The 13,458-nt window shown below is 63.4% G+C and carries 11 protein-coding genes and 2 pseudogenes; 4 read left to right on the top strand and 9 right to left on the bottom strand.

The window, feature by feature from the left end; translation table 11 throughout:
- Nucleotides 1-95: 95 nt before the first annotated feature.
- Complete coding sequence (locus AC1DFE_RS17695; RefSeq protein ID WP_476907182.1) at nucleotides 96-530, bottom strand: GNAT family N-acetyltransferase; 435 nt, start codon at nucleotides 528-530, stop codon at nucleotides 96-98.
- A gap of 55 nt (nucleotides 531-585) precedes the next feature.
- On the opposite strand from AC1DFE_RS17695, the gene AC1DFE_RS17690 reads away from it, so the two are divergent.
- A complete protein-coding gene (locus AC1DFE_RS17690) occupies nucleotides 586-984 on the top strand; it encodes a GNAT family N-acetyltransferase (RefSeq protein WP_476907181.1) in 399 nt (132 codons plus the stop codon).
- 20 nt (nucleotides 985-1,004) lie between these two features.
- Here AC1DFE_RS17690 and AC1DFE_RS17685 read toward each other — a convergent pair whose 3' ends face one another.
- The 4 genes and pseudogenes from AC1DFE_RS17685 to AC1DFE_RS17670 all read right to left on the bottom strand — a co-directional run bounded on the left by AC1DFE_RS17685 (nucleotide 1,005) and on the right by AC1DFE_RS17670 (nucleotide 7,379).
- Nucleotides 1,005-1,520 (bottom strand): adenylyl-sulfate kinase, encoded by a 516-nt coding sequence (locus AC1DFE_RS17685; protein ID WP_476907232.1) that lies wholly within the window; start codon nucleotides 1,518-1,520, stop codon nucleotides 1,005-1,007.
- Between the two features lie 2,050 nt (nucleotides 1,521-3,570).
- The gene (locus AC1DFE_RS17680) at nucleotides 3,571-4,794 is read right to left on the bottom strand and encodes an MFS transporter (RefSeq protein ID WP_476907180.1); all 1,224 of its coding nucleotides are present in this window, start codon (nucleotides 4,792-4,794) and stop codon (nucleotides 3,571-3,573) included.
- A gap of 69 nt (nucleotides 4,795-4,863) precedes the next feature.
- Entirely contained in the window at nucleotides 4,864-6,309 is a 1,446-nt protein-coding gene (locus AC1DFE_RS17675) for an MFS transporter (RefSeq protein ID WP_476907179.1), read from the bottom strand.
- Nucleotides 6,310-6,354: 45 nt separating this feature from the next.
- A pseudogene (locus tag AC1DFE_RS17670) lies at nucleotides 6,355-7,379 on the bottom strand (aldo/keto reductase).
- 310 nt (nucleotides 7,380-7,689) lie between these two features.
- On the opposite strand from AC1DFE_RS17670, the gene AC1DFE_RS17665 reads away from it, so the two are divergent.
- Nucleotides 7,690-8,589 (top strand): helix-turn-helix transcriptional regulator, encoded by a 900-nt coding sequence (locus AC1DFE_RS17665; RefSeq protein WP_476907178.1) that lies wholly within the window; start codon nucleotides 7,690-7,692, stop codon nucleotides 8,587-8,589.
- 60 nt (nucleotides 8,590-8,649) lie between these two features.
- Nucleotides 8,650-9,369 (top strand): annotated as a pseudogene (locus tag AC1DFE_RS17660) (IS30 family transposase); the annotation flags it as partial.
- Nucleotides 9,370-9,634: 265 nt separating this feature from the next.
- Here the strand turns inward: AC1DFE_RS17660 and AC1DFE_RS17655 are convergent.
- The 4 genes from AC1DFE_RS17655 to AC1DFE_RS17640 form a co-directional block, all read right to left on the bottom strand.
- Nucleotides 9,635-10,657, bottom strand: coding sequence for a beta-ketoacyl-ACP synthase III (locus AC1DFE_RS17655; RefSeq protein ID WP_476907177.1), 1,023 nt, complete (start codon nucleotides 10,655-10,657; stop codon nucleotides 9,635-9,637).
- 86 nt (nucleotides 10,658-10,743) lie between these two features.
- Entirely contained in the window at nucleotides 10,744-10,968 is a 225-nt protein-coding gene (locus tag AC1DFE_RS17650; RefSeq protein ID WP_476907176.1) for a hypothetical protein, read from the bottom strand.
- Nucleotides 10,965-12,674 (bottom strand): SulP family inorganic anion transporter, encoded by a 1,710-nt coding sequence (locus tag AC1DFE_RS17645; protein ID WP_476907175.1) that lies wholly within the window; start codon nucleotides 12,672-12,674, stop codon nucleotides 10,965-10,967. The genes AC1DFE_RS17650 and AC1DFE_RS17645 overlap by 4 nt, the downstream gene beginning before the upstream one ends.
- On the bottom strand, nucleotides 12,671-13,051 hold the full coding sequence (locus AC1DFE_RS17640; protein WP_476907174.1) for an ArsR/SmtB family transcription factor: 381 nt from the start codon (nucleotides 13,049-13,051) through the stop codon (nucleotides 12,671-12,673). The genes AC1DFE_RS17645 and AC1DFE_RS17640 overlap by 4 nt, the downstream gene beginning before the upstream one ends.
- Nucleotides 13,052-13,296: 245 nt before the next feature.
- On the opposite strand from AC1DFE_RS17640, the gene AC1DFE_RS17635 reads away from it, so the two are divergent.
- Nucleotides 13,297-13,458, top strand: a 162-nt coding sequence (locus AC1DFE_RS17635) for a hypothetical protein (protein ID WP_476907231.1), incomplete at its 3' end; no start/stop codon positions are given.

The raw sequence follows: 13,458 nt of genomic DNA, 5'->3' as shown, positions 1-13,458 counted from the left end.
ATGCCGGGATCGCCGCCGGAGCCCACTAATCGCGTGCGGCCGGCCGAAACTCGAGTGGGGTCACCCAGACGTTCGGCTGTCGCCACATCACTGGGTCAAAGGGGCTTCTTGAAGAATGTCGCGGCGTCCTCATATGCAAGGGCACGATAGAAATCGCCAGCCCGTCGGCTCGCTAGCGATATATATGCAGCGCCCTGCGCCTGCGCCCATGACTCGACCTCAGCCATCAACGCCTGTCCCACACCATGCCGTCGTACCCGCTCGGCCACCATTACCTCCTCGACCCAGGCAGCAGGGCCGTTGGCAAGAAAGGTGGCCCGGCAATGGGCTAGAAGGTAGCCGACGACGGATCCGTCACTCTGTTCGGCTACCAGAATGAGCGTCTGGGGCACTTGGAGCAGCGAACGGAAGGCTAGGTCAAAGGGTTCCCGCTTCGGCGCGAACGCGGGCGCGAAATCCTGAACTAGAAGCCAAACGTTGTCCGCATCGTTGATGGCGGCGCGTCTGATCGTCATGGTGAGGTTTGGCATCTGGCTACATTACCCGGGCGCTCCGCAGCCGGCGGCATCTGCAATGCTGTTCGTCATGACGATCACCTTTGAATGGCGCGGAATGGTTCGGAACGAAGAGCTCAACCAGCTGCATGCAGAAGGCTTCGATCATGCATTGGTTGAAGTCGATTGGACTGATGTTCTCTCGCGCCTGAGTCTGGGATGGGTCACGGCGCGCGATGACCAAGGACTCGTGGGCTTCGTCAACGTGATCTGGGACGGACAGGCACACGCGTTCATCGAAGACACGTTGGTGGCACACCGGGCGCGCCGCCAGGGCATTGGGAAACGACTCCTGTCCGTTTCAACGGAGCAATCACGGGAGGCGGGCTGCGAATGGCTTCATGTTGACTTTGACGAGCACCTGCAGAATTTCTACTTGGAGGCATGCGGGTTTCGTCCAACCAATGCTGGTCTGATTCAACTTCGCTAGCTGGCCGGGCGCAGGACGCCTTAGTTGGCTGCCCATCCGGTGAGCCCAAGAAGGTCAGCAGCAATTTCCTGCACGCTGCGGTTGTCCGTGGGGCATCGATGGACCCATTGTGGTGTGAGGAGTTCGAGCTGCCTGGCGGCGGCTTTGCTGCGGTCAAGATGTTCCTGAAAGTCGCTGCCCTGGGTTCGCCGGGACAGTCTGGCTGAGGATGTTTCGTCGGTGGCGGTCAGCAGAACAGCACTAATACTGGGACTGTCTCCCATGGCTGCTGCCAATTCCTGGGTGAATCGGACGCTGACCGTGTTCGTGTAGATCATCCGCCGGTAGCCAAGAGCGCGGTAGTTTGCCCAGATCGCTGCAAGGTTCCGCTCCGCCAAACGGTGCTCCCAAGGTTGAGGGAAGGCCAAGTCGAGGTTGTCGCCTTCGATCACACAGTGTTTGACCTTTAAAGCACTGAGCTGGGCATGCAGTTCAAAAGCCACTGAGCTCTTCCCAACCCCCGACCGACCCCCAACGAATAGAACCTCGCTCTGCATGCTCACCTCTCCAGTATCGTCAGGAAATTGGCTGAAGCAGAATCATCTGGATTGAAAGCCGGTGGCGGAGCGTCGCTTGTCGGGAGGCCGGGGCAAGCTCAGGCCCCGCATGTGGCCATTCGGCCGACTGAGAGCTGGTCGGACGGCCGCGGACTGCGCCGTACGAGGAGATCATGGACGCCTTGGCCGACCCGGCTCGTCCCGACCACGCCGAACACTCCGAATGGGTGGCCGAAATCACCCGATCGGATGAGCCCTTTGACCCTGCTTTCCTGGACATCCCTGCCGTGAACCGGGTGTTGGCTGAGCAGAGTTCTGACCTCCGAAGTCACGGGTAGAAAACGCCACGAACGACGGCAGGAAACAGCACCCTTTGCGAGCACTCCCCCGCCAGTTTTGGTACGCCGATAATTGTGATTTCGTCGTGCTGGAAGGGCGCGGGCCTTATGGATGTTCCGTGCTCTAGGGGGCGAAGTCCTGGTCATGCTCTCTTCTACTGTCTCCGCCCATGAGATGTTCGAAGGAGGTCGAAACACTATGATTTTCGCTCTTGCCCAGTCCCCGGGCTGCTTCGCACACCACTGCAAAGCCAATGCCCTGCGTCGGATTTCGGCTGCCGGAAACACCACCGATGGCCCGAATGAGCGAGGGCGTGGAGAAGGATTGTCCAGGCCTCAATGGCTGCGCACGCCGCCATACGGCGCATCAAAATGCTCACAAAAGGAGGGTGTGGACAGTGTCCACACCTTGGGCTTCGGATTCGGTTGTATCGGCTTCGGACTGGGCCGGATTGGGGAGGTTTTTGGGGGAGTGGCGGATTTTCAGGGGGAGCGGCTGGTTCGAGTCCCACCTTGGGCACGTGTTTTCCCTGTTCAGGGGCTTTAGGCCTCTGAGTGTGCACAATTTGTGTTGTGAAGGGCCCCTTCGGGGGCCTTTTTCATTGGTGGCCGGTTGCCTCCTTGCCTTCGTTGGTCGATCGTTTGTCGTCGGTTACCTGTTCATGGGCGCCCGTGGCCTGGGCAACATGACCCGAGAAGAATGTTGCTCTGATTCCTTTGCCGTGTCGTTGGTTTTTCACTGGGATCCTCCTGTCCGGTTCGTCGTGTCTTCCTGGTTCTTCATCGTTAGCTCCGGCGTCTAATGAATGACGCTGTGCATTTTGATGGGTGTTCCGACGTGAGGCGGCCGGCTGCGCTGTTTGTCTTCATACCTGTCCATTGCCTCCGTGTAGGCCAACTACATGACGCTGGGGGTTGGAGCGAGCCGTCCCGGGCGGTGGTGCCTGCTGCCTTGCTGGTTGTTCATATCCCTTCATTGCTCACGCTTTGCACAACAGCATGACCGAAGTCGACGAGAACCTATTTGTCTGCATTGGCATTCGCTGACGGCCGATGCGGCGCGGATTTATTTTGCAGGGCATGGTCAAGCTTTTCGTGGGCGGGTATTCCGGGTGCCATGAGTCCCTTCCGTCGGGAAGTTAGCTCCTGCGAATTGATGGACATGCCTGACGTACGACCGGATGGCGCGCTTATCTCCGCCAGTGTTAGCCCTAAGGGCACCCCTAGTGCGGCTGAAATAGGGCAGGGCATATGGCTATCGAGAGGGCAGTGTTCTCGCGGATTGTTCCAGCAGGGGAGCAGCTGCGAGGTGTCGCCCTCAAGGACCCTTGGGTTCTTGCGGTGATTGCAACACTTAGCGGAATGGGGGTCCCAGACTGATAATCCCATATGTCGGGCTAAATCGTTGATCGGTCAGCCGTAAGCTCCTGCGACTGAGCCCAAGCGGAGCATGCGGCATCAACGACGTTATTTACATGGGCGACGTGATCAATCGGGCCGCTCATCTTGCCAACAAAGCCGGCCGAGGCTGGGCAGATCCAATCTGGGCAGGCGAGAGTTTCGCTCAAAACTTTAACGAGCACAACGCAGGGCTGCTAACCAAGAGCAATGAGTATGGGATGGGCTCCGTTCGCAAGGGGGACGTCGTAGATACCCCAACGAACAACTGGATTGACGAGATATTCGACTGACGGCCCACGGCTGTAGTGCTGTTATGCGGCGGGGGTCTCCTGCGCTACGTTCGTGGTGAGCGTGGCGGCTGGCTCGGTGGTGGCGCGCAGGGCGGCGAGTACTATCAGCGGGATGATGCCGAGAATAAGCATGCCCACGGCGGCAAGGGCGGGGCCGGTGACGCCTAGCGGTGATTCGAGGGCGGAGCCGGCGAGCCATGTGCCGGCGGCGATGCCGACGTTGAAAGCGGAAACGGTAAGTGCTGCGGCGAGGGCGGGACCCCGGTGGCCGAACCTGACGGCGAGAGGCGTGGCGATCGAGGCGACGCCCATGCCGGTGAGGCCAAGAAGCACAATGAGGGGGATCACGGCGGCGGCGATGCTCGTCAAGGGAATGATGAGGGCGACGACGACGGTCGTGGCAACGCCGATGGCGAGGAACGTGGTCAGCGGTCGGCGATCCCCGAAACGGCCCGCGAGTATGGTGCCTGTGAGTGCTCCGAGGCCGAAGCCGACGAGAACCAGCGGGACGAGGGCCTCGGGAATGCCTGCTCCGTCGGTCAGTAGTGGGGAGACGTAGCTGTAAACGGCGAGTAGGCCTCCGGAGATGAGCGCGGTCGCCGTGAGGACAAGCCACATGCGCCCGCTGCGAAGAATGCTCGCCTGTGAACGGATCGTGACGGGTTCCGTGCTCGCCTGTTCACGGGGTGCGAGGCGCCAGATGACGGCGGCGACGAGGACTGCCAATGCGGCGAGGATCCAGAAGATCCCGCGCCATCCGATTGACTGGCCCAGCCAGGACCCCAGCGGGACGCCGGCAACGATGGCCAGGCCCATCCCGCTCATCATCACACCCATGGCGCGGGTAGCTCGGGCAGGGCCGGCGGCGGTGGTAGCGACGATGGCGGCGACCGAGAGGAAAGCGCCGGTGGCGATCGCTGTGGCCACACGGGATGCCAGGACGACCTCGAAGGATCCGCTCGTGGCGGCGACGAGGTGTCCGGCCGCGTACAGCACCAGCGCCAGGACAAGGGTGACGCGTTTAGGGATACGCGCGGTGGCGACCGAGATGGTGGGGGCGCCGATGATCATGCCGACGGCGAAGAAGGTAATCAGCAGACCCGCCTGGGCAACACCGACGCCGAGATCGGTGGCGATGGCCGGGAGCAGTCCGGCGATGACGAACTCGGTGGTGTTCATCAGGAACGTGCCCAGTGCGAGCAAGAGGACGACGAAGGGCAACTTGGTGGATGTGGTTTCGGTCATGGAGGAGTTGCTTTCGTGACGAAGGGTGGACATTCCGGGCGCGGCGGCGTGCCGCTGCACGGGCGGCTGTTACGAGCTTGTTCCGGTTGGTTCCGGCGTGCGGGCCGGCGACTCTGTGTGCTGGGCGCGGCGGCTGGCACGTTCGCCGGGAATGATCAGCACGAGAGTGATGACCAAGGCGGTGGCGGCGAGGATCGTGCCGCCGGTGAACGCAGTGGCTACTTGCTGGGAAAGAGGGGCTCCGCTGCCGGTGCTGATCGACACGAGCGCGGCGATGCCGACCGTGCCGCCGAGTTGCTGGGCGGTGTTGATCATCCCGGATGTCGCTCCTGCCAGCTGACCGGTAGCACCTGCGACGCCGGCCCCGGTGAGGGGGCCGATCGCGAGGCCTTGCCCGATTCCGTACACGAGCAGCGGCAACGCGACCCCGATCAGGTAGGGAGTGTCCGGGCGGACGAGGGACAGCCATCCGATCCCGGCCGTCAGTAGCGCGAAACCGATCGAGAGCAGGGCCGAGGAGGGGACGTGGCGGGTCAGTCGAGGGACGTTGACGGCGGTAGCGAAGGAGGCGAGCGTCATTGGTAGGAATGCCGTCCCCGCTTCGAAGGCCGTGAAGTGGTACACGCCTTGGAGGAACTGGGTGAGGAAGTAGAAGTACGACATCATGAACCCCCCGAACAGGAACCTGCCGAGGTACGCGCCGCTGCGCTGGCGCGACTGGAACAGCGTTAGCGGCATGATCGGTTGGGCTGCGCGTTTCTCGTTCACGATCAGTACTGTCACCAGCATGATCCCGACGATGAGGGCGATGTGGGCCGAAGTGGCATCCCAGCCGAAGTCGGCGGAGTTGATGACGCCCAGGACAATGGCACCGACGCCCAGGGTGGACAGGATTGCCCCAGTGAGGTCGAAGCTGCCACGCTCCGGGGCGGTCTCGGGTACGCACTTGAGCGTAGCGATAACCAGGACGATACCGATCGGGACGTTGATGAAGAACCCGGCCCGCCAGGACACATATTCTGCCAGTGCACCGCCAACAACCATTCCCGCGGCCGCCCCGATGCCGGCGGTCGCCCCGTAGTAGGACACCGCGCGAATACGGGCGGGTCCTTCCGCGAAGTTCGTTGTCAGCAGCGACAGGGACAGTGGTGCGATCAACGCACCGCCGAAGCCTTGGAGGGCGCGCGCTGTGATCATCCACCATCCGTACGGGGCGGCGGCGATCAGCAGCGACGCGGCCGCGAAGATCACCAGTCCGACGATGAACATGCGCCGCCGCCCGAGCAGATCGCCTGACCGGGCGCCGAGGAGGAGGAAGCCGCCGAACACGAGTGTGTACGCGTTCGTCGCCCACGACAGGCCCAGCTCATCGAATCCGAGTTCGGCCTGAATGCGGGGCAGGCCGGTGAAGATGATCGAGTTGTCGAGGATGATCATGAAGTAGCTCACCAGCACGATCGCGAGGATCGCGGTGGTGTTCACCCGCCCTCGGGGCGGAGTGGGAGTCGTGGTCACGGCGTGCTTCTTCCTGCTTTCTAAGGCTGCGGAAGCGGGTCGGTATCAGTTCGAGCGGCGACGCCGGGCCGACGGGTCAACAGGGGGCATGTGGATGTCGGCGGGGTTCAGGTTCACGCCGGGAGGGACGATTTCATCAATCCGGTCCAATACCGCTCATCGAGCACGATTTCGGCAGCGGTCAGCTGCGATTCCAGATGCTCGGTGGTGCGCGGTCCGATGATCGCCGAGGTCACTCCTGGATGGTTGAGCACGAACGCGACCGCGAGCTCGATCAAGGTCAGCCCGCTCTCCTCGGCCAGCTCTCCGAGCTGCTCGACGGCGTCTAGCTTTCGCTGGTTCGTGGGCAGAGTGATGTCGAACCGCTCCACCAGGCGACGCCGCGACGGGGACTGCTCCGGCTGGGCTTCGCCCTTGTGCCACCGGCCCGACAGCCACCCGCCGTTCAGCGGGCTGAACGTCAGCACTCCCATGTTGTACCGCTGGGCGGTGGGCAGGAGATCGTTCTCGACGCCGCGGGCGAGGATGGAATAAGACGGCTGCTCGGTCGCGAAGCGGTTCAGGTGCCGATCCCTGGCTACCCATTGGGCCTCGACCATCCCGGCCGCCGTCTCCTTCGAGGAGCCGAAGTAGCGGATCTTGCCCTGCCTCACCAGATCGGTCAGTGCGCCAAGGGTCTCCTCGTAGTCGGTCTCCCGGGACGGGGTGTGCACCTGATACAGGTCGATCCAGTCGGTGCCCAGGCGCCGCAGCGAGTTCTCGACCTCCTGGATGATCCACCGGCGGGAAGTCCCGCCCTGGTTCACATCCTCGCCCATCGACCCGTAAAATTTCGTGGCCAGCACGATGTCATCACGGCGGCCGGCGATCGCTTTCCCGACGATCACCTCAGACTCGCCAGCCGAGTAAATGTCAGCAGTATCAACGAAATTGATCCCGCCATCCAAGGCACGGTGGATCGTCTCGATCGAGGAATCGTGATCCGGGTTGCCCCAGGGCCCGAACATCATCGTGCCCAGGGCGAGCCTGCTCACCTTCACCCCGGTGCCGCCCAGCAATCGATACTCCATAACTCGCTCCTCGTCTCTCCAGCGCCCCGTGCGGTGCGTCCATATTCATAAAACCGGACTGTGAGGAACGGTGGCAGACCGGGATCAGCCTTGGTTCCCCCCGAACCAGGGTCTGCCAGTGCACCCCAGACCGCTCAGAACCTCGGGACGGTCCCAAAAATGGTCCCGGCAGTGATGGAGTCCCGTTCCGGCCCACAAACACCCAACGCAGGAAGCAGGAGGTCCCAAAGACCCTGTGTCGAGCCCCTCCGGCGAACGGTGTCCTGACAGGACCTCCCTGTTTCGAAAACAACCGCATACCGTTAACGGAATGGACAACAGGGCAGAAATCCGGGACTTTCTCGTCAGCCGCCGAGCCCGCATCACGCCGGAACAGGCAGGCGTACCAACATTTGGCGGGGTTCGACGTGTCCCCGGACTCCGGCGTGAGGAAGTCGCGCACCTCGCCGGGGTAAGCGTGGACTACTACAACCGGCTCGAACGCGGGAAAGCCGCGGGGATCTCCCCGGAAGTTCTCGATGCCGTCGCCCGCGCCCTGAAACTCGACGATGTCGAACGCGAACACCTTCGCCACCTGTTCCGCGCCGTCCGCCCCGCCCAGGTCCGGGCACCCAAGCCCCGAACCCGCCAGACGATTCGACCGACAGTGCAGAAAGTCCTCGACGCGATCGATCTCCCCGCGTTCGTGCAGAACAGTCGATTGGAGATCCTCGCCGCGAACTCACTCGGTCTCGCCCTGTACGCCGACGCTGAAGGTGCCCACACCCTGGAGTTGCCGTTCAGCATGCCCCGGTTCCTGTTCCTGGATCCACGCACGCCCGAATTCTTCGACGACTGGGCCCGCGCCGCCCGCAACCAGGTTGCGCTGCTGCGCTCCGCAGCTGGACGCACACCGGACGACCAGGAGCTGATGACGCTCATCGGCGAACTCTCCACCCGTTCATCACAGTTCCGCGAACTGTGGGCGTCCCACGACGTACTGAAATACCGCGAAGGACTCAAGCACTACCACCACCCCTTCGTCGGTGACATCCAGTTCATTGCGGAATCCTTCGACCTCTCAAAAGACGAAGACCTTGCCCTTTTGACCTACACATACGAAACCAACTCGCCCACCGCGCAGGCGATGACACTTCTCGCAAGCTGGGTCACCCCCGCCAACCGGATTCCCCTGACCCGCAAAGACAGCCGGATGGACCACGCCGACTAACCCCGTTCCACCTGTCGGACCTTCGCAGTCTGCCTTGCGGGTGGCGAAAAGTGGTCCAATAAACGGTACTCACCCGAGCAGATCGCAGGACGACTCCGGGTTGAGTTCCCCCATGGGCCGGACCTGAGGCTGTCACCCGAGATGATCTGCGAGTCCCTCTATGTGCAGTTCCGCGGGGCGCTGAAGCGTGATCTGACCGCGTGCCTGCGCACCGGGCGGGCTATGAGGAAGCCCTGCCGCAAGATCGGTCAGCGCAAGAACCGGATCCCGGGAATGATCAATATTTCCGAGCGCCCTCCTGAGGTTCAGGACCGGGCCGTGCCGGGGCATTGGGAAGGGCGCCTAATCATCGGCAAGGGAAACCTGTCCGCGATCGGGACGCTGGTCGAGCGGGCCACCAATCACACGATGCTCGTGCACCTGCCGGACGGCTACAGGGCCGAGCAGATGCGTGATGCACTGTCCGCGAAGATCAAGACGCTCCCCGAGTCGTTGCGGCATTCCCTTGCCTGGGATCAGGGCATCGAGATGCAGGACTGGAAAACCGAAGATCGACACCTGCATCGAGGTCGACTTCTGCGACCCGCACTCGCCGTGGCAGCGCGGCATCAATGAAAACACCAATGGCCTGCTGCGCCAGTATTTTCCAAGGGCACGGATCTGAGCATCCACAGCGCCGCCGACCTCGACTGGGTAGCCCAGGAACTCAACGACCGGCCACGCAAACGACTAGAGTTCAGGAAACCGATCGAACTGATCGAAAACCTCCTGTTGCAATGACCGCCTGAATCCGCCGACCGTCATATGCGACTGAAGTTTGGGGACAGCAGCAGAACCGCACTCGTGAGAATTCAATTATCGGCTTGACTTGCGACTGTAATTTTCTTTCAATTCGATGCCGACGTCAGTCCCCAGTGTGCACAGCTATTGCTCCAGGGGGTGTGGAGGGTCCACGGCCACCTCTTCACTGAAGAAGCGAAGGCAATGGCGAGAGCGCCGTCATGAGAAGGTGGCGTTATGCATCCTGACGACATCTCGGGCATGGTCACCCCACAGCGCTTCGGGCATCCACCGGTTGTGGCGCTGCCGCGGTGGCGGGTGTCCGGATTACCTGGCCGGCGTAGGAGAATCCGCCGCCGAATCCGAAGAGCAGCACGGGACTGTCGGGCGGCAGCTCTCCGCTGCGGACGAGTTTGGCCAGCGCGATCGGTACGCTGGCCGAGGACGTGTTCCCAGAGGTGACAACGTCGCGTGCCGTGATGGCGCGGGGGATGCCGAGTTGGTCGGCGAGGGGTTCGATGATGCGCAGGTTTGCCTGGTGGGGGACGAAGCCTGCGAGTTCTTCCGGCAGGATCCCGGCCATTTCGCAGGTACGCTTCGCCAGCGTTGCGGCTTTGCTGATGGCCCAGCGGAAAACCGACATGCCTTCCTGCTGGAAGCGCAGTTCGGGATGTTCGATCCTCACGGCGTGGGCCAGTTCCGGGACCGAGCCCCAGTGCACGGGCCCCACGCCTGGGGATGTTGAGGCTTTCAGGACCAGAGCTCCGGCGCCGTCGCCGACGAGCACGCAGGTGCTCCGGTCTGTCCAGTCGGTGAAGTCGCTGAGTTTTTCCGCGCCGATGACGAGGGCCGTTTCGGCGGCTCCTGCCCGGATGGCCTGGTCTGCCACGGCGAGGGCGTGGGTGAAGCCGGAGCACGCGGCGTTGATGTCGAAGACGGCGGGGTTGCTGCCGCCGATTGCCGCGGAGACCCGCCCGGCGGTACTTGGGGAGCGGTCCTGCGCGGTCACGGTCGCCACGACAATGAGGTCCAGGTTTCCGGCGTCGATGCCGGCGTCCTGCAACGCGTCGACGCCGGCCTTGATGGCCATGTCCGCTACGGACTCGGCGTCGGCGATGCGCCGCGTCTGGATCCCGACTCTCGTGCGGATCCATTCGTCGTTGGTGTCCACCAGTCGGCTGAGGTCATCGTTCGTCAGGATCCTCTCGGGCTGGTAGGAACCGACACCGGCGATGCGGGATCCGCGGGTCAAGGCGGTTTCTGCCGGGGCGTGCGGGGTTGTGGTCATGGTTTGCTCCTGGAAGGGTGTCAGGTGGTCGGTGCGGTCAGGCGTCGTGGGGTGGAGTGCTGCACAGCCGCGGTGGTGAACTTTCCTTAGCCGTGTTTTCGTAGCGTGTTGAACAGCTCGCCTAGGCTCATGTTGGCGGCCGCCGCGGCATCGGCGGCCGGGATCTGTGCTGCCATGGCCTCGCACAAGACCTGGATGAGTTTGGCGTGGGCTTGGGCGTGCCGGGCTGGACGCCTGTCCAGTACCAAGGAGGTGTCCAGTTCCAGGGAGGCGGTCCGGATGATTGCCAGGTGTCGTTCCATCTTCTTCATTCGGCGGATTCTTCATTCGTCGGCGGGGCCGGAGCGGATCCAGGGCCCGGGCCGTGGGTTCGGGTGGCACGCGCGCTGGCCGCGCGAGCCACGTGGCTGCGGGCGTGTTCTACTGCGGGGGCCAGTTCGGTGAAGAGGTGTTTGTGGTGGCGCAGGGATTCCAGGACTCCTACCCGGGTGAGGAGGCGAAGGTGGCGGTCCTGGATGCCTTTGATGAGTACGGTGATCCCCCGGCGTTCAAGGGCGTTGACGATGTCGGTGATGACCCTGGCGCCGGTTGCGTCCAGGGTCTGTAGCTGTGACATGCGGATGATGACGACGTCGACGTTCTGGATTGCGCTGACGCGCTCCAGTACGCGTTCGGCGGCGGCGAAGAAGAGGGCACCGTCGAGCCTGAAGATGGCGATGTGCTCGTCCCCGTCGTGGACCGGGCCGGGGATTTCCTCCCGGTGGACGCCGCTGGAGCGGACCAGGGCGCGCAGGGCAAAGAAGGAAGCGACGGCGATGCCGATCTCCACGGCCTCGATCAGGTCGAAGGACACGGTGATGAGCGCGGTGACGAAGAACACGACCGTGTCCGCCCGGGTCGATCCGATCACGCCGCGCAGCGCGGTGGGTGAGACCATGCGGGTCGCGGTGACCATCAGCACCCCTGCCAGGGCGGCGAGCGGAATGCGGGAAACCGGTCCGGTGGCCAGGTACACCACGGCCAACAGGAGCAGGGCGTGGGTGATGGCGGCCAGGCGGGTCCTGCCGCCCGAGCGGATGTTCACCGCGGTGCGGGCGATGGCTCCGGTGGCTGGCATGCCGCCGAAGAAGCCGGAAGCGACCGAGGCCAGGCCCTGGCCCAGAAGTTCACGGTCCGCATCGTAGGGGCCGGTATCGGAGATTGAGGCGGCAACCCGTGCCGAGAGCAGGGACTCGATCGCCGCGAGGGCCGCGATGGTCGCCGCCGGTCCGGCCAGGGTGGCCAGTGTTGCCCAGTCCGGGGAAGGGATGACCGGGGAAGGCAGGCTCTGGGGCAGGGCGCCGATCCTGGCCACGGGAAGATCCAGGACCTGGGCTGTGACGCTGGCCACAATGATCGCGATAAGCGAGCCGGGCGTCCGGGGGTGGATCCGCGGTGCCGCAACCATGATCAGCACCACCAGCGCAACCAGCGCAGCCGGAGCCAAAGCAGAGGCAGCAGAAACAGTACCCAGCGCCTGGATGGCCGAGATTGCAGCATTGCCGCCGGACCCGGAACTGGACCCGAACGCTGCGGGAAACTGCTGGAGAAAGATAATCGCGGCGATACCGACCGTGAACCCTTCAATCACCGGCCAAGGCAGCAACGTGACCACCCGGCCGAGCTTGAGCAGCCCCGCAGCAAGCACGATCACCCCGGCCATGACGGAGACCGCGGCCAGGGCGCCGATCCCATGGGCGGCGATCACCGGGCCCAGGACCACGACCATGGCACCGGTGGGCCCGGAGACCTGGATATTGGAACCTCCGAAAACCGCCGCGACCACGCCGGCAACAACGGCGGTGATCAGGCCGCTGGCCGCACCCGCGCCGGAGCTGACCCCGAACGCCAGCGCCAACGGCAGGGCGACGATGCCCACCGTGACACCGGCAACCAGATCCCCCTGCCAGGTGCGCGGGAGCTGGGCATAGTCTTGCCGGCCAGGCAGCAATGCAAGGCCCGCGGCCAAAGCCTTCACCGCGTGCTGGCTTCGGTGGCGGACCCGGAGGACTCTTCCTGAGACGACTCGAGCTGGTCCCGCGTCGTGCGCAGCATGTCGTTCAGCAAAAGCCTGGCCACCGAAAGCAGCTCGGCGACCTGCGGATACGCCAGCGAATAGAACATCTGCAAGGCCCGGCGCTCACCCGTGACCAGCTGGTACCGGCGCAACACCATCAAGTGCTGGGACAGGTGCGAGGCCTCCAGACCTGTTGTGGCCAGCATCTCCGTCACGGATACCTCCGGGGCCGCCGACAACAACTCCAGCACCCGGATCCGGACCGGATGGGCCAGCCCCTTGAACAGGTTGGCCTTCACCTCATACAACGGTGCCCGGAAATCCGAAAGACCCTCCACCGTACCTCCTATCCGCCGCTTGCTTCACTATTTTATGGATCCATCATCCAATATAACAAGTGGCGACTAGACCGGTCTATGTGATCTCGGTCATGAGAAATGCGCCATTTGTGAGATGAAACCCTGAACTGGCGGGGTTTGCCGCGCTTGGCATTCGCAGATCCCATGTCTGACGGGGAATTGGGTCGAGTCCAGGCGCCCCTAGCATTTAGCACACACCACTGAACCCGAAGAAGGGAACTGCAATGGCCCACCTGACGCGACTGCCGCTGCTTGAGAAAGCACCCACCACCCATCCCGGTCTGCTGGCGTGGGTTGAAGAGGTCGCTGGGCTTACCCAGCCGGACCGGATTCACTGGGTCGACGGCTCAGAGGAAGAAAACACCCGCCTCACTGACGAACTCGTC

Source organism: Arthrobacter sp. 05T423 (assembly GCF_056396245.1).
The sequence above is the reverse complement of the archived record's forward strand: the minus strand, read 5'-3'. Positions and strand labels throughout refer to the sequence as shown.